Here is a 15,042-nt window from a genome sequence, read left to right as displayed (position 1 = left end):
ACATATTAATATATAATTGAAATATTATAACTATTTTTATGAATAAAAACAGATGCAGTTGGGTAACTGAAGATGAAGTTTATATTAAATACCATGATGAAGAATGGGGAATTCCAACATATGATGATGCGGAATTGTTTGAAATGCTGGTTTTAGAGTCATTTCAGGCAGGTCTTTCATGGATTACCATACTTAAAAAAAGAGAAAACTTTAGGAAAGCTTTTGACGGATTTGATGTTTTAAAAGTAGCCAATTATGGTGAAGATAAAATTGAAGAACTCAGAAATAATAAGGGAATAATACGCCACAAAGGAAAGATTACTTCAGCCATTAACAATGCCAACATATTTATTGAAATTCAAAAGGAATTTGGAAGCTTTTCCAACTACATCTGGTCGTTTACAGATGGAAAAATCATTAAAGCAGAATATGAAACTGAATCTGAATTGTCAAAACAAATTTCAAAAGATTTGAAAAAAAGAGGTATGAAATTTGTAGGACCAACAATAATTTATTCCTATCTTGAATCAATTGGCATTATTGACAATCACGAAAAAAAGTGTTTTAAATATTAATATTAACACCATTAACTTATACATCCAAGAAAATCAAAAGATGTTTATCATAATGAATTATGATAGTTTAAATGTATTGTAACTATCCAAAACATTCACATTAACTGATTTGAAAATTAAATAGACCTCACCATTTAACTTTAAATCTAGATTTTCAAATGAATTTCTAGTTAAAATTCCTTTAAATATAATCCCTTCAACATCTGTTTCAACATTAACAATCGGCCCGGATTCTTCTATTTTCGTTATTTTTCCTTTGAGTTGATTTCTTGCAGAAGATTCAAAAGTGGATTTTGCGAATATAATATTTTCAGGCCTAATTGCAACTAAAACATTTTCTCCAATCACTTCATGAGATGCAAGGCGACAATATTCATCATCAGTGCTTTGAATTTGAATATTTTCATTTAATTTAACTGTAACAGAATTTTGTTTAGTATTTACAATTTCACCGTCAAATATATTGTTTACACCTACAAAACTGGCTACAAAATCATTTGCAGGTTTTGAAAACACTTTGTTGATATAGTCCAATTGATGTAAAACACCATTTTTCATAACACCAACTTTATCTGCTAAATTCCAGACATCATTAAAGTTATGAGTTACATGAAGAAATGTTGTTTTATACTCCTTTCCAATATCTTTAATCAAAGATGTTAACTTTGCTTGCGTTGCCACATCCAATGCCGAGAAAGGTTCATCCATCAGAATTATATCCGGACCAACAATTATTGCACGAGCAAGAGCAGTGCGCTGAGATTCACCACCGCTTAATGTTAAAACATCCCTATGTAATATATGGGAAATATTCATTTTTTCCGCTATTCTTTTTACTTTATTATCAATTTCTTCTTTTGTGAGTGACTTATCTCTTTTTAAGCCATATGCAATATTCTCATAAACATCCATATTTGGGAATAATACATGATCTTGATAGACAATGCCAATATTTCTTTCTTCAGGAGCAACATTGTTCAATACTTTTCCATCAAGTTTAATAGTGCCACTATCAGGCCGGTAAAAACCAATAATTGTTTCCAGTAAAACAGATTTACCCGAACCTGTGGGTCCAATTAAAACTACATATTCGCCCCTTTCAATTTCCAAACAAATATCCTTAAGGTGAAATTCACCAAGATTAACATTTAAATTCTCAACTTCCAAATACATGATTTTTACCTATTGATTATAAGTTTCGGGAGCATATTTCTCCATAATAGCTATTGTGATTACAGATATTAGAACCAATACAATTCCTGCCGTAATTGCCATGTCCATATTTCCAGTAGATAAGTGCAAATACATTGTAATTGATAATGTATCAGTTTTATGTAAAATTCCTCCACCAACAAAGAGTACTGCTGCAAATGTGCCTATACAACGAGCCAAAGTAATAATAATTGTTGCAAACAAACCTTGTTTTGATAGAGGAAGAGTAATATTAAAAAATGTTGCAACATCACTATAACCCAAACTTCTTGAAACAAACTCATATCTTTTGTCGATATAATTAAATGTCGAATGTAACATTTTAATCGCATAGGGAAGTGCAATAAAAAATTCAGCAATTATTATTCCAACAGTGTTGAAAACAAACTTTATTCCAATAGAATCTAACATTCCCCCAATACCATAATTTCCTAAAAACATCAAAAGAGCAATACCCACTACAATTTCTGGCAGTGCCATTGGAATATCTAAAATAATCCTAAAAAGCCATTTTCCTGGAAAATCTAATCTAGACAAACTATATGCCATGGGAATACAACATAAAACTACTAATGTTGCAGAAATTAGTGAAGTGTAGATAGTCAATCCAATAGAATATGCAAATTCAGATGAGAAAAGAGATTCTATAAAACCTTGGGGAGTAGTAACTAATACCATACTTCCAATTACTAAAAATAAAACCAAAGTAATAATAACAGTTATAGAAATAAACAATATTTCAAATTTCGAACGCATAATCTCCTTTCCGTCGTTAAATTAAGAAAAAGAAAATAGAAATAATTATAATAATTCATATCCCCATTTTTCAAATAATTTGTGTGCACTATCATCTTCAGTGACAAAATCTACAAATGCATGTGCTGAATCTTTATCTTCAGCAAATGTAGTAACAGCAATTGGAATAGTGCTTATTTTATTTTGTTCATCTGGAATTTCAATTACTTCTAACTTACCTTGATTATCAGACCATGTAGTCATTGCTTTCCATATGATAGTAGCATCGATTTCACCAGAAGTTATATAAGTTACTAATTGATTTACAGTTGTAGTTGTTACAATAGGATCTACAGTTACATTGCTTTTGTTTAATATTTCTTGTGAAGATTTACCAATAGCTGGTCCTTCAGCTTCTCCCAACCCCACTTTTACATCATTACGCGCCAAATCTTCTACGCCAGTGATGTTTTTAGGGTTTCCGGATTGTACGACAATAACAGGAATATTTTTTGTAACATTTTTCACAGTGCCATTTTCAACATATCCATTTTCTACAGCTTCACCCATGTACTTATATGCTGCAGGGAAGAAAACATCACCATTTTTCTGAGTTTCCATTGTAGTAAAAAGTTCTCCACTTCCACCATATCTCATATTAACTTCAATATTAGGATATTTTTCATTAAAAGCTTTTACCAAGTCATCACCCAACTCAGAAAAACCGGCCCCAGCATAAACAACAATAGAACCGGATTTATCATTATTATCTGATGCAAATGTAAATGATGCTCCGATTACAGCCATGATTAAAATAATTATAGTAATTAGAAACAATGTATAATTTTTCATTTTATAACTCCGAAATATTAGAAAAAAATGTTGTGAATGTTAATTCAACACATTATAAATTTTAAAATGATGAATATAAAAGTTTTGTTATGAAAACAAGAATTGTAAATTACATCGAAAAATAAAATATTTATTAAATAATCTTAAAATTAAAAATAACAAAGATATAGTAAATTTACGAATATAATTATGATTCTCATCAGTAAATTAAATATAAAATAAGAAATAATAGAAATAGAACTATCCTTCCAATAAAAGAATATCTTTAGGGTCTACTTTTATATATTCAGGAACCTTGAATTCATGGTCGTCAATGTGTTTATCATATTTCCACCACAATCCATTTGCCAAGGTTATTTCCCATTCAAAAGGCATTTCCAATAGTGTTGCATTTTTTGTATCGAATGCATTTATATCCTCTTTTTCAGCAGCGGAAAAATCATGAGCCCTTATTCCCATATGAGTTATATTAGATGAAATTTTTTCAGGTACTTCAAAAGTAATTCCCCACTCTACTGATTTGATATGATAATCATCTATAATTTCTACTTCGGAAATATTTTTACATCCCAAAAGTCTTGCAACCTGAACTTTCTTTGGATTTTCAAAAATGTCATAGGTATCTCCTTTTGCTATAATCTTACCTTCATCCAATACAATTAGCTTATCACAAAACTGGAACGCCTCATCACGATCATGAGTAACCATAATAGAAAGGCCATCAAAATTTTTTAGTAACTTTACAAGTTCAATACGCAATTGCTCTTTTAAAAAAGTGTCCATAGCACTAAACGGTTCATCAAATAATATCACATCAGGACCATATGCCAATATACGAGCCAAAGCTACTCTTTGTTGCTGACCTCCAGACAATTGTCGAGGATACCTTTTTTCTAATCCGCCTAACTGAAAACGATTTATCATATCTGATAAAATGTTTTTGTCATAATCTTTAGGCAAACCAATAGCAACATTTTCTTCAACAGTCATATTAGGAAATAAAGCATAATTTTGAAATAGATAACCTACATTTCTATCTTGAGGTTTAAGATTAATTTTTTTATTAGAATCAAAATAAACAGTTTCATCGCCAGTGTTTAAACTTACAATACCTTCATCAGGGTCTACAATACCTGCAACGGATTTTAATGTCATACTTTTACCACAGCCAGAAGGACCAATAATCCCCAAACACCCTTCTTTCAATTCAAAATCAACTTTCAGGTCAAATTCTTTAAGTTCTTTTTGAATATCAACTTTTAATAATTTATTACTCATAATCTACTCCCCACAAGTACTACTTCCATTGCCTTTCCTTACGTATGGAAATATAATCCATAATGAAAATAGCTATAAACGATATGATAACAATGACAATTACATAATTAAAAGCTTCTCCCATATTTCCTGCAGCCACTTCAGAGTAAACTGCCATTGGGAGAGTTCTGGTTTGACCGGCAATATTACCTGCAAGCATAGCGGTAGCACCGAATTCTCCTAAACCACGAGCATAAGCAAGAATTCCACCACTAATAATTCCAGGCAATGCATTTGCAAATAAAACTTTCCAAAATATTTTCCATTCAGACATACCTAATGTACGCGCAGCATCCAATAGGTTTGAATCAACTTGTTCAAATGCACCTCTTGCAGAACGGTACATTAAAGGAAAAGACATGACTACTGCTGCAATAACAGTTGCAGACCATGAAAAAGCTATTTTCACGGTGAAAAAGTCTATGAAAAACCTTCCTATCGGCCCTCTAACTCCAAAAATGTACAATAAAAAGAACCCTACTACAGTAGGAGGTAATACAATCGGTAATGTGAAAATACCATCAAGCACTATTTTTATTGAATCATTTTTAATCTTAACAATACCCCAAGCAACAATCAAACCTACAAAAAAGGTTATAAGAATTGATAGACTTGCAGTTTTCATTGAAATGAAAATCGGGGACCAATCAGCCATGTCGTTAATCTCCTTTAAATTATTTTACTATTCACTTGTATGATATGATATCAAATCTATTCGTGGATAGCAAATCCGTATTCAACAAAGACATCTTTAGCTTCTTTAGTTTGTAAGAAGTCCATAAATGCTTTTGCAGCATCAGCGTCTTTTGCATCTTTAATCATAGCTACAGGGTAAATAACAGAAGTGTTTAAAGATCCTTCAGGAGCTTCACATACAACTTTTACACCATCATTAGATTTCGCATCAGTGGAATATACAATACCACAATCAGCAGATCCTTGAGCTACTTGGTTTAATACTGCAGTTACATCAGTACCTAAAGAAAATTTAGATTCAACTGAATCCCAAATACCTAGGTTTGTTAATACTTCTTTAGCGTATTGACCTGCAGGTACAGATTCAGGATCACCAATAGCAATATTACCGCTTACATTTTTCAAATCATCGAATGATGATATGTTAGCAGTGGAGTCTTTTGGTACGATTAAAACAACTTTGTTTTCTAAGAACTGAAGATTAGTAGTGTTGTCAATATAACCTTCATCAACTAACTTATTCATTTGTTTATTAGCTGCAGACATAAATACATCTGTTTCCAGACCATTCTCTATTTGAGATTGTAAATCCCCACTAGAAGCATAAGTTGGAGTAACTTTTACACCAGGATATTTTTCTTGGAACATAGGGATTAACTTTTCATCATAAACATTTTTTAAACTTGCAGCCGCTGCTAAGTTAACTTCCTTACCATCTAAATTAGTATTAGATCCGCCTAAAAAGTCAAATAATCCAGCACTGACTACTGAGCTTGCACAAACAATAGCTATTAAAGCTATAACTGCAACAAGTAAAACCTTTCTCATAGATTTCATTTTTTTCCTCCTTAATAATATAATAAGCACCTATCAGACATTAAACGATAATCAAAGATTAGAAAAAAATAATAAATTCGATGAAAAGAATAATAATTCCATTTCATTACAATTCCATATCATTTGTTTCCCAATTTTAAATTACAATTTAATTATCATGATTAGTATATAATATTCTAATTAGTATGATATATAAATATTTTCTTAACGATAACCATTAAAAATCAATGCACTGAAAATAAATACAATAAAATTAATAAAAAATGAAAATTATTTAAAAAAAATAATAAAAAATTTATAAAAAAAAATATAACAGTGATATAATATTTATTCATCGAAATAATGTAAATTTATAATCAATTAAAAAAAATAGATTCGTAACAATTGAAACAAAAAGAAAAATTTATTAATAACTCCTCTTTATAATATAACAAAAGGGGGAACATATTTATATGTCAGATATTAAAATAATTGATGATTTTTTAGAAAGAGCTGAAGTTTTTTATCTAGCGACTTCAATTGGAGATCAACCTAAATGCCGGCCGTTCGGATATCACTATTTGGATGACGGCAAAATCTATTTTACTTCAGGCACATTTAAGGATGTTTTTAAACAGATCCAAGCAAATCCAAAAGTTGAAATTGCAGCGTATGATGGAGACAAATTTTTAAGATATTACGGTATCGCAAAAATAGTCAAAAACGACAAGATTGTTAAACGAGCCTTTGATGAGTTGCCGGAAGTTGGAAAAATCTTTGAAAAAATGAATTTAGAACTTGGCGTTTTCTACATAGACCATGCCACAGCAGAAATTAGAAATGAACTGGATATTGAAAAAACATATAAATTTGAACATGAATAATCACATTCAAATTAAACATGTTTAACATCAGTATAACCGGATATTTCAGAATTGAATGTGCATAAATCATCAATGTTTAAATCATGAACATCATTATGCCCAGTAATTCTTGCAAATGTTTTTAGCTCTTCGGTTGATACTTTCAAGTAGTTTTCAACACGTTTTGCAGAAACATCTATTTTTAATCTTTTTCTTAACTCCAAATCCTGAGTTGCAACACCTACAGGACAGTCCCCAGTGTCACATATCTTATATTGCTGACATGCAGCTGCAATCATGGCGCTGGTACCTACTGCAATTGCATTAGCACCCATAGCCAGAGCTTTTGCAAAATCAGACGATACACGTAATCCTCCGGTTATTGTTAAGTCAATACTACTATCATGTTCATCCAGGAACTTGCGAGCTCTTGAAAGGGCATAAATAGTTGGAACAGATGTTGAATCCCTAATTAATTGTGGGCTTGCGCCGGTTGATCCTCCCCTTCCATCAATAGTTATAAAATCGGGTTCTGCATATAACACATATTCCAAATCATCTTCGATTCTGCCTGCAGCAAATTTTAAACCAATCGGACGACCTTCAGAACGATTCCTCAACTCCTCAACCAAATCTTTTAAATCATCTTTTGTTGAAATTCCAGGAATTGTTGCAGGAGAGTGAATATCTTTTCCCAACGGTTTTCCTCTAACTTCAGCAATTTCGGAAGTTACCTTTTCACCTTGAAGCTGTCCTCCAAGACCCGGTTTGGTGGATTGGCCTATTTTGATTTCTATCGCATCAGCATTCTTTAAATTTTCATCACTCACAGAATATTTATTTGGAACATATTCAAAAATGTATTTGTATGCATTTTCCATCTCTTCAGCTAAAATCCCGCCTTCGCCGCTGCACTGGGCTGTTTTAATAGCTGCACTCCCCTTTGCAAGAGCAATTTTGGTTTCTCTTGAAAGAGCTCCAAACGACATATGCGTTATGTAAATAGGGCTTTCAATTACCAATGGTTTTTTTGCATTTTTACCTATGATTGTTTGAGTATTAACTTCAACATCACTTTCCAGGGGTTGTGGGTTTAATTGACAACCTAAAAGTAAAATATCATCCCAATTAGGCATTGGAAGTTCAGTATACATTGCCGCAACAATAGACTCACCAGTAATAGCCATCTGATGGATTGCATCCATAGCCCTTATGTCTTTATCTGATTTGGCATAATTTTTGTCATATGATAACTGCGAATTCTTCATTTCCAAATTTTCTGTTGATTTTGAGTTTTCAACTTCAACAAACTTTGAAATATCCTGTTTACAGATTGGACATTCATCCAATTCATTTAACAAAATGCCAGTTGCCTCTTCATTGTGGATATGGCCACAAATTGTACATTTATATATCATATAACCACCTCAATATACCTATTCACAAATTTCGTTAATAATTGCCAGTGCATTAAGCGATCTTGGAAAACCAATATATGGCATGGCCACAGTTATTGCAGATATTAATTTCTCCTTGTCGTTTCCAACAGCCAAATTACCTTGAGTATGTCCTCTTAACTGATTTTCACAACCTCCAAGAGATGCTATAAAAATAAATGTGATTAATTCTCTTTGTTGATCATTTAGGCCATCGCGAGTATAAAAATCACCGAAACAGAACCCTTCTAAAAATGTATTGAAATGTTTTTGGTCTTCAGGAGTATTTAGTCTCATCACTTCGATGTTTTCAGCGCCAAAATATCTTTCCTGAAGTTCTCGGCCTTTTTCATGGCGATTTTTGGAATTTGTATTGGATTGTCCTTCCAAAGGATAATCAATGCCTTCTTTATCTAAAACTTTTGTTACAACTCCAAAGAAATTATGTGCTTTTCCAAATCCGACATATGGAACTGACTGATAAACTAATTCTTTAACTTCAACAGGAGTAATTTGATTGTTGATTGCTTTGAATAATATTTTTTTAAAGGCTTTAGGTGATTGAGTTGCAATCAATGAAGCCAAAATAACCAAAACAGATTCTTTTTCATCCAATGTAGAATATTCCAATACTTCACCAAAAGCGAAATTTTTAAAGATTTCGTGAAATTCAGGATCATTTTTTTCAAATCTTGTGAATTTATCAAATAAAGTATTCATGAAAATAAATATTAAAAAAAGTCATTTATAATATTTTCATTCAAATTACTTGAATTTTGAACAAGCAACTTTATATTGTAAAGCAAAAAAATATTATAATAGGTGATAAATTGTTAGAAGAATTTTTACCATTTGTAGGATTAATTGTTTTTGGAAACATTGAAAACCTAATTTTAGCATCCCAGGGCGTTGTTCAGGGCGTGAATGCTAAAATATTAGGCGGATTGAGTATAATCGCAGTAATCATCTGGTTATTCATTGGAACTGTTGCTACCGATGTTGCAATACAATACTCCAGTTATATTACATTCATTGGAGGACTCGCAATAGTTATTTTAGGTATTATATCAATTCGTGATGCTGTAAGAAATATTAAATCCAAAAAAAGGAGTGAATAAAATGATTGATTTGAAACCTTATGCTCCATTTACTGGATTACTCATTTTTGGAAACATAGAAAACTTAATTCTAGCATCCCAAGGTGCTGTTGCACATGTAAATCCTTTTACATTAGGCGGATTAAGTATACTCGCAGTAATTATTTGGTTATTGCTTGGAACATACGGAACAAAAATCGCCATTAAATATGCTGATTATATTGAAATATTCGGTGGAGTGGCCATTATTATTTTAGGTGTGGAGTCCATGCTTGAAGCTATGGGCTTATAATCGCTATTTTTTAATTTAAAAAAAGATAGAAAATAAAGGAGTTAATCTCCTTTATTCCAGTTTACAATACCATAAACAATACATAAAAGTGTAGATAATATTATTCCAAGATATACCCCCCAAATCCAAGGGTCTTCAATTCCTAAAATCGCCATTATGCATCACTTCCTTTTGTATCGATTTGTTCAAATGCTTTATCGACTACATCCTGAGCAGGAGGTTTTGTAAGTAAACTTACAACAATTGTAAATAAAGCTGAAACAGGCACAGCTATTAACATCACATCTATAAATGGCCATGGTGCTGCCGGCAATATTGTTTCTACACCTAAAATGAATTTGCAGATTCCAAGTCCGACTGCAGTCTTTTTAAATACAAACATCAACCAGAACAAACTTACGAATGTTCCGGAAACAATTCCTGCAATGGCACCGAGTCTTGTAATTCCTTTCCAGTAAAGTGCGCCTAAAAATACTGGCAAGAATGCTGCTGCACAGATTTCAAAGAATAGGCTTGTACCTAATGCAACCACACTTCCTGGAAGAGAGTATGCCATTACTAATGCCAAGATAATAGCTATTAAAATACCTACTCTTGAAATTGAAACCTGGTCTAATTTCTGTTTGGATTTATCCCTTAAAGTTGCATAAATATCCACACCGAATGCAGTTCCTTGAGTATGCAATTGTGAGGATATTGTTGACATTGCAGCTGCAATCAAGGAAAGTAGGAAAATATATACAAACCATTCAGGCAGCGCCATTGTTATAAATGTTGGAATGACCTTATCAATGTTTCCTCCAACCACATCAACTGCGATTTTTCCAAGCTTATCAAAGAAATAAACATTTGAAAGGGATCCTACAATATAAGCAGTAGTCGGCATGATTGCAATGAAAATACCTCCAATTAAAACAGACCTGTTTAATTCCTTATCTGATTTAACTGTCATGAATCTTACAATCAATGAAGGTTGAGCAAGTACACCAATACCTACACCGATAAGAGTGGATGAAACTAAAGACCACCAGAACGGTGTTCCAAACTCAGGGAACGATGTCCAACCCGTACCCCCCGTTGCAAGAGCATCGGCAGGATATAAATTAACCATACCTGAAAGTGCAGTATTTGCTGTGTCAACTCCTCCAAGCAACCAATATATAAATACAAGCAAGAATACCATTGCAACAACCATGATGGTTCCTTGAAGTGCGTCAGTATACATTACACCACGGATTCCTCCAAACAATACATAAAAAGTAATAATTATTGATAAAATTAAAAGTGCAATACTAAAATCAATTAACAATGATGATTCTAAAAATCTTGCAGCTCCAATCAATACTACTGCCGCATAGATTGGCATTGCACAGAAAATGATTAATCCGGAAGCATATTGAATAAATTTACTGTCAAAACGTTTTCCTAAAAATTCAGGAAATGTTAATGAGCCTAAAGCATGACCCATCCTACGGGTTCTTTTTCCTAAAAATACAAATGCGATAAATACACCTATGATAATGTTTAAGAATGCCAACCATAAGACACTCATACCATATTCACTAGCAACTCCTCCAAAACCTACAATAGCTGCTGTCGAAATAAAAGTAGCCCCATAACTCATTGCCATAATAAATGGGTGTGTATCTTTACCAGCAATCATAAAGTCTTCAGAGGAATTGGTTTTTTTGTATGCATAATAACCTACAAAAACAAGAGCAAATATGTAGATTATAAATACAATTGCTAAAATCATTACGTCCATAAATAATTACCTCTAAAAATATTAAAAAAATTAATATTACATTTATTAATATTATTGAGAAATTATTTAAACATTACTATTAAAGTACATTAATGTACATTTTTGTACAATCACATTATTACAAAACTAGTGTTATTAATGATGCCCTCATCAACACCATTTTCATCATAATCAAACAGCAGATCAATTGCCTGACCTACTGAAATATCATCATCCCCCTCAATATGAACATTGACCCCCAAATCCAAAGATAACTGATTGAATACAACCATCTTTAACATCAACAGTATTTCACTTTTAAATTCACCATCCAAATTATCAACAATATCCATACAGTCCCTAAATCTGCCCAGATACAGTTTTAATAAAAAAACAGGAAGAACTCTAAACCTATCATAACCAACAATATTTAAAAGCTTATTTGCGCAGTTATTGACAATTTCATCCTTATTCAATGCTATCGCAACAACTGATTTTTCAAATAGGGCATCTTCAAATTCATCATCAACCGATAAGGCCCCATTACAGAATATCAAAGCCTTATTGAATTCACCCAACACCTTATAAAACCTGGCAACATCAAGCATCATTTGTTTATCTTCCTTATCAATGACTTTTTCAAATTCTTTTAGAGTATCCAACGCTTCAATTTTCTCATCTAATGCAATATGACATCTAATTTTTTCATACAACAACAACTCATCCCCAGAATCTTCGCCCAAAAGCGAATCAATGAGAAATAATGCTTTATCATATCTTTCCAGTTCCATCAGACATGAAATCTTAAATATCAATACATAATCATAATCCTCATCGTCTTCATCAACCTCATCAAAATAATTCAATGCCTTTTCATAATTTTCATCATTAAACTGAAGTCTACCTTTGTTAATTTTTGAATTCATGTTAATCACCAAATTAATTTTTAATTAAAGGATTATAAATAGTTTTTTAAAAAAATAAAGTAAATATTGCTTTTATTTTGTAAAATAACAGCCACATGACAATATTTACCTTAAACTATTAAAAATGAATCATAATGAAGTTAAAATATTAAACAAAATTAAAAACTTTATATTAAATGAACATTATAATTAAACAATGGTAGAAAAATCATGAAATAGGGATATTATGTTTTGGAATGAAAAAGCAGAATGTATGGAAAAAGAAGAAAAAGAAAAGATTCAACTGAAGAGACTGCAGGAAACTGTTAAGTTAGCATATGAAAATGTTGAATTTTATAAAAAAAGGTTTGATGAAATAGGCCTCAAACCCGAAGACATTAAAACATTGGAAGATATCAAAAAAATTCCTTTTACAACAAAAACTGATTTAAGAGAAGCTTATCCATTAGGTTTACTGGCAGTTCCTCGTGAAGAAATTGTGGAAGTTCATGCATCTTCAGGAACAACAGGAAAACCAACCGTTACTGCATATACCCAAAATGACTTGGATATTTGGGGAGAATGTATTGCACGTGGATTGAAAATGGCAGGTGCTGAAAAAGAATACATTATCCAAAATGCTTACGGATATGGTTTATTTACAGGCGGTTTCGGTATCCACCATGGTGGAAACAAAATGGGCGCCATCACAATACCAATTTCAGCAGGAAATACCCAAAGACAACTTGATACAATGGTTGATTTCCAAAGTGACATTCTAACATGTACTCCATCTTATGCAATGTATCTTGGTGAATCAAGAGAAAAATCAGGAATCGCTCTTGAAGACATAAACTTAAAAGCAGGAATTCATGGAGCAGAAATGTGGACCGATGAAATGAGAAAAAGAATCGAAACATCTCTTGGAATTAAAACATACAACATTTATGGTTTAACAGAAGTTATGGGTCCTGGCGTTGCTCAAGAATGCAGCCAGCAAAATGGAATGCACATTCAAGACGATCAATTTTACCCGGAAATAATTAATCCAGAAACAGGTGAAACCTTAGATTACGGTGAAAAAGGTGAACTTGTCCTTACATCCCTTACAAAAACTGGAATGCCTATTTTAAGATTTAGAACTAAAGACTTAACTTCACTCATCGGTGAAAAATGTGAATGCGGAAGAACCACCGTGAGAATGACAAGAATTACTGGAAGAAGCGACGATATGCTTAAAATCAAAGGAGTTATGGTGTTCCCATCACAAATTGAAAAAGCATTGCTTAAAATAAAAGGCGTTAGCCCTAATTACATGATTCATGTAACCAGACCAGATATATTAGACCAAGTTGAAGTTAAAGTGGAGGCATCAAAAGAATTATTCTCCGATGAAATGAAAGAAATGGAAAGAGTGGAAAAACAAATCCAAGCATCAATCAGATCCGAAACAGGTTTAAGAGTAGATGTGACACTTTGTGAACCGGAATCACTTCCAAGAAGTGAAGGAAAAGCTGTTCGTGTAATTGATGAAAGGAACTTATCATAGGTGGTAAAATGGCAGTAAAACAAGTTTCAATTTTCGTAGAAAACAAAGAAGGAAGAATTAAAAAAGCTATTGACACATTAGCTAAAGAAAACATTAATATTCGTGCACTTTCAATAGCAGACACTACAAAATATGGAATTTTAAGATTAATTGTTTCTGATAATGAAAAAGCAATAGAAGCTCTTGAAAGAGATGGTTTTATTGTAAAAGAAAATGAAGTAATTATTTTAGCAGTTCCAGATGAACCTAATGGATTGAACTCCACATTAGCTGTTTTTGATGAAAAAGGAATCAACTTAGAATACTTATATGCATTTGTAAGTAGCAAAACAGATGAAGCTATTGTAGTTATGAGATTGGAAAATATGGAAAAAGCTATTAATGCCTTAGCTGATAGCAACATTAAAATATTAGATGAAAACGATATTAAGGAAATATAGAAAAGATTAAATTCTTTTCTTATCTTATTTTTTATATACTACTAAAATTAAAAAAATAGTAAAGAAAATAGCTATAATTCTTTTAATAAATTAGCTATATCTTCTTTTGAGTAACCTAAACGTACAAAAATACTTTTTAAAGGATCATTTTCAGGAATAACTCCCAATTCTCTCCAACTTTTAAAATCATTTTTCAATATTCCATTTATTAAAAGTTGAATAGTAATTAAATCATCACTTTTAACAGCTATAAATGCATCTTCATCTTCAAAAACATTATCTGGGTCAATTAATGTTAAATTACCTGCAATATCTTTTTTTACAATAGCATTATCAATTTTGTACGCCATAATAACCACAACTCATTATCTATTGAACCTCTCCGACCTGTAGAGGTCGGAGATTCTCGGGCTGTAAGTCTCTCAGTGAGTCTTAGGATTACCGAGCTATCCCTCTGGGTCTCAGAGTTCATATATTATTATATTATTTTCCATAGTTTAAAATGTTTATGGC

The 15,042-nt window shown here is 31.9% G+C and carries 18 protein-coding genes; 6 read left to right on the top strand and 12 right to left on the bottom strand.

Annotation, left to right across the window (positions count from 1 at the left end):
• Window positions 1-38 precede the first annotated feature (38 nt).
• Window positions 39-575 (top strand): DNA-3-methyladenine glycosylase I, encoded by a 537-nt coding sequence (locus IJL02_RS00640; RefSeq protein ID WP_292808083.1) that lies wholly within the window; start codon window positions 39-41, stop codon window positions 573-575.
• 57 nt (window positions 576-632) lie between these two features.
• On the opposite strand, the gene IJL02_RS00635 is transcribed toward IJL02_RS00640, so the two are convergent.
• From IJL02_RS00635 to modA (IJL02_RS00610), 6 genes are all read right to left on the bottom strand, one after another.
• The gene (locus IJL02_RS00635) at window positions 633-1,748 is read right to left on the bottom strand and encodes an ATP-binding cassette domain-containing protein (protein ID WP_292808082.1); all 1,116 of its coding nucleotides are present in this window, start codon (window positions 1,746-1,748) and stop codon (window positions 633-635) included.
• Between the two features lie 9 nt (window positions 1,749-1,757).
• Entirely contained in the window at window positions 1,758-2,543 is a 786-nt protein-coding gene (locus tag IJL02_RS00630) for an ABC transporter permease (RefSeq protein ID WP_292808081.1), read from the bottom strand.
• A 45-nt stretch (window positions 2,544-2,588) separates the two neighbouring features.
• A complete protein-coding gene (modA, locus tag IJL02_RS00625) occupies window positions 2,589-3,374 on the bottom strand; it encodes a molybdate ABC transporter substrate-binding protein (RefSeq protein ID WP_292808079.1) in 786 nt (261 codons plus the stop codon).
• 240 nt (window positions 3,375-3,614) lie between these two features.
• Window positions 3,615-4,652, bottom strand: a complete 1,038-nt coding sequence (locus IJL02_RS00620; protein WP_292808077.1) for a sulfate/molybdate ABC transporter ATP-binding protein — start codon at window positions 4,650-4,652, stop codon at window positions 3,615-3,617.
• A gap of 19 nt (window positions 4,653-4,671) precedes the next feature.
• Complete coding sequence (modB, locus tag IJL02_RS00615) at window positions 4,672-5,346, bottom strand: molybdate ABC transporter permease subunit (protein ID WP_292808075.1); 675 nt, start codon at window positions 5,344-5,346, stop codon at window positions 4,672-4,674.
• A gap of 56 nt (window positions 5,347-5,402) precedes the next feature.
• Window positions 5,403-6,224 carry a molybdate ABC transporter substrate-binding protein gene (gene modA, locus IJL02_RS00610; protein ID WP_292808073.1) on the bottom strand — a complete coding sequence of 274 codons (822 nt, stop codon included), beginning with the start codon at window positions 6,222-6,224 and terminating at the stop codon, window positions 5,403-5,405.
• Between the two features lie 452 nt (window positions 6,225-6,676).
• Between modA (IJL02_RS00610) and IJL02_RS00605 the strand changes: the two genes are divergently transcribed.
• Window positions 6,677-7,087, top strand: coding sequence for a pyridoxamine 5'-phosphate oxidase family protein (locus IJL02_RS00605; protein WP_292808071.1), 411 nt, complete (start codon window positions 6,677-6,679; stop codon window positions 7,085-7,087).
• An 11-nt stretch (window positions 7,088-7,098) separates the two neighbouring features.
• Here the strand turns inward: IJL02_RS00605 and IJL02_RS00600 are convergent, their stop codons facing one another.
• The gene (locus IJL02_RS00600; RefSeq protein WP_292808069.1) at window positions 7,099-8,484 is read right to left on the bottom strand and encodes a glutamate synthase-related protein; all 1,386 of its coding nucleotides are present in this window, start codon (window positions 8,482-8,484) and stop codon (window positions 7,099-7,101) included.
• An 18-nt stretch (window positions 8,485-8,502) separates the two neighbouring features.
• Window positions 8,503-9,222, bottom strand: a complete 720-nt coding sequence (locus IJL02_RS00595) for a carboxymuconolactone decarboxylase family protein (RefSeq protein ID WP_292808067.1) — start codon at window positions 9,220-9,222, stop codon at window positions 8,503-8,505.
• Window positions 9,223-9,332: 110 nt separating this feature from the next.
• On the opposite strand from IJL02_RS00595, the gene IJL02_RS00590 reads away from it, so the two are divergent.
• Both IJL02_RS00590 and IJL02_RS00585 read left to right on the top strand, forming a co-directional pair.
• The gene (locus tag IJL02_RS00590; RefSeq protein WP_292808065.1) at window positions 9,333-9,620 is read left to right on the top strand and encodes a hypothetical protein; all 288 of its coding nucleotides are present in this window, start codon (window positions 9,333-9,335) and stop codon (window positions 9,618-9,620) included.
• Between the two features lies 1 nt (window position 9,621).
• Window positions 9,622-9,891 (top strand): hypothetical protein, encoded by a 270-nt coding sequence (locus tag IJL02_RS00585; protein ID WP_292808063.1) that lies wholly within the window; start codon window positions 9,622-9,624, stop codon window positions 9,889-9,891.
• A gap of 41 nt (window positions 9,892-9,932) precedes the next feature.
• On the opposite strand, the gene IJL02_RS12490 is transcribed toward IJL02_RS00585, so the two are convergent.
• From IJL02_RS12490 to IJL02_RS00575, 3 genes are all read right to left on the bottom strand, one after another.
• Window positions 9,933-10,046, bottom strand: a complete 114-nt coding sequence (locus tag IJL02_RS12490; RefSeq protein WP_342765164.1) for a symporter small accessory protein — start codon at window positions 10,044-10,046, stop codon at window positions 9,933-9,935.
• Window positions 10,046-11,656, bottom strand: coding sequence for a sodium:solute symporter (locus tag IJL02_RS00580; protein ID WP_292808061.1), 1,611 nt, complete (start codon window positions 11,654-11,656; stop codon window positions 10,046-10,048). The genes IJL02_RS12490 and IJL02_RS00580 overlap by 1 nt, the downstream gene beginning before the upstream one ends.
• 110 nt (window positions 11,657-11,766) lie before the next feature.
• Window positions 11,767-12,561, bottom strand: a complete 795-nt coding sequence (locus IJL02_RS00575) for a tetratricopeptide repeat protein (protein ID WP_292808059.1) — start codon at window positions 12,559-12,561, stop codon at window positions 11,767-11,769.
• Between the two features lie 226 nt (window positions 12,562-12,787).
• On the opposite strand from IJL02_RS00575, the gene IJL02_RS00570 reads away from it, so the two are divergent.
• Window positions 12,788-14,089: a phenylacetate--CoA ligase family protein gene (locus IJL02_RS00570; protein ID WP_292808057.1), complete on the top strand. Its 1,302-nt coding sequence runs from the start codon at window positions 12,788-12,790 to the stop codon at window positions 14,087-14,089.
• An 8-nt stretch (window positions 14,090-14,097) separates the two neighbouring features.
• Window positions 14,098-14,529: an amino acid-binding protein gene (locus IJL02_RS00565; RefSeq protein WP_292808055.1), complete on the top strand. Its 432-nt coding sequence runs from the start codon at window positions 14,098-14,100 to the stop codon at window positions 14,527-14,529.
• A 71-nt stretch (window positions 14,530-14,600) separates the two neighbouring features.
• On the opposite strand, the gene IJL02_RS00560 is transcribed toward IJL02_RS00565, so the two are convergent.
• A complete protein-coding gene (locus tag IJL02_RS00560; RefSeq protein WP_292808054.1) occupies window positions 14,601-14,879 on the bottom strand; it encodes a hypothetical protein in 279 nt (92 codons plus the stop codon).
• Between the last annotated feature and the right edge of the window lie 163 nt (window positions 14,880-15,042).

The organism is Methanobrevibacter sp. (assembly GCF_017427765.1).
Lineage (GTDB): Archaea > Methanobacteriota > Methanobacteria > Methanobacteriales > Methanobacteriaceae > Methanocatella.
The sequence above is the reverse complement of the archived record's forward strand: the minus strand, read 5'-3'. Positions and strand labels throughout refer to the sequence as shown.

Excerpts from the sequence above, each read along its gene's own strand:
- IJL02_RS00640 (WP_292808083.1), top strand. The coding sequence starts at position 39 with ATGAATAAAAACAGATGCAGTTGGGTAACTGAAGATGAAGTTTATATT.
- IJL02_RS00635 (WP_292808082.1), bottom strand. The coding sequence starts at position 1,748 with ATGTATTTGGAAGTTGAGAATTTAAATGTTAATCTTGGTGAATTTCAC.
- IJL02_RS00630 (WP_292808081.1), bottom strand. The coding sequence starts at position 2,543 with ATGCGTTCGAAATTTGAAATATTGTTTATTTCTATAACTGTTATTATT.
- modA (WP_292808079.1), bottom strand. The coding sequence starts at position 3,374 with ATGAAAAATTATACATTGTTTCTAATTACTATAATTATTTTAATCATG.
- IJL02_RS00620 (WP_292808077.1), bottom strand. The coding sequence starts at position 4,652 with ATGAGTAATAAATTATTAAAAGTTGATATTCAAAAAGAACTTAAAGAA.
- modB (WP_292808075.1), bottom strand. The coding sequence starts at position 5,346 with ATGGCTGATTGGTCCCCGATTTTCATTTCAATGAAAACTGCAAGTCTA.
- modA (WP_292808073.1), bottom strand. The coding sequence starts at position 6,224 with ATGAAATCTATGAGAAAGGTTTTACTTGTTGCAGTTATAGCTTTAATA.
- IJL02_RS00605 (WP_292808071.1), top strand. The coding sequence starts at position 6,677 with ATGTCAGATATTAAAATAATTGATGATTTTTTAGAAAGAGCTGAAGTT.
- IJL02_RS00600 (WP_292808069.1), bottom strand. The coding sequence starts at position 8,484 with ATGATATATAAATGTACAATTTGTGGCCATATCCACAATGAAGAGGCA.
- IJL02_RS00595 (WP_292808067.1), bottom strand. The coding sequence starts at position 9,222 with ATGAATACTTTATTTGATAAATTCACAAGATTTGAAAAAAATGATCCT.
- IJL02_RS00585 (WP_292808063.1), top strand. The coding sequence starts at position 9,622 with ATGATTGATTTGAAACCTTATGCTCCATTTACTGGATTACTCATTTTT.
- IJL02_RS12490 (WP_342765164.1), bottom strand. The coding sequence starts at position 10,046 with ATGGCGATTTTAGGAATTGAAGACCCTTGGATTTGGGGGGTATATCTT.
- IJL02_RS00580 (WP_292808061.1), bottom strand. The coding sequence starts at position 11,656 with ATGGACGTAATGATTTTAGCAATTGTATTTATAATCTACATATTTGCT.
- IJL02_RS00575 (WP_292808059.1), bottom strand. The coding sequence starts at position 12,561 with ATGAATTCAAAAATTAACAAAGGTAGACTTCAGTTTAATGATGAAAAT.
- IJL02_RS00570 (WP_292808057.1), top strand. The coding sequence starts at position 12,788 with ATGTTTTGGAATGAAAAAGCAGAATGTATGGAAAAAGAAGAAAAAGAA.
- IJL02_RS00565 (WP_292808055.1), top strand. The coding sequence starts at position 14,098 with ATGGCAGTAAAACAAGTTTCAATTTTCGTAGAAAACAAAGAAGGAAGA.
- IJL02_RS00560 (WP_292808054.1), bottom strand. The coding sequence starts at position 14,879 with ATGGCGTACAAAATTGATAATGCTATTGTAAAAAAAGATATTGCAGGT.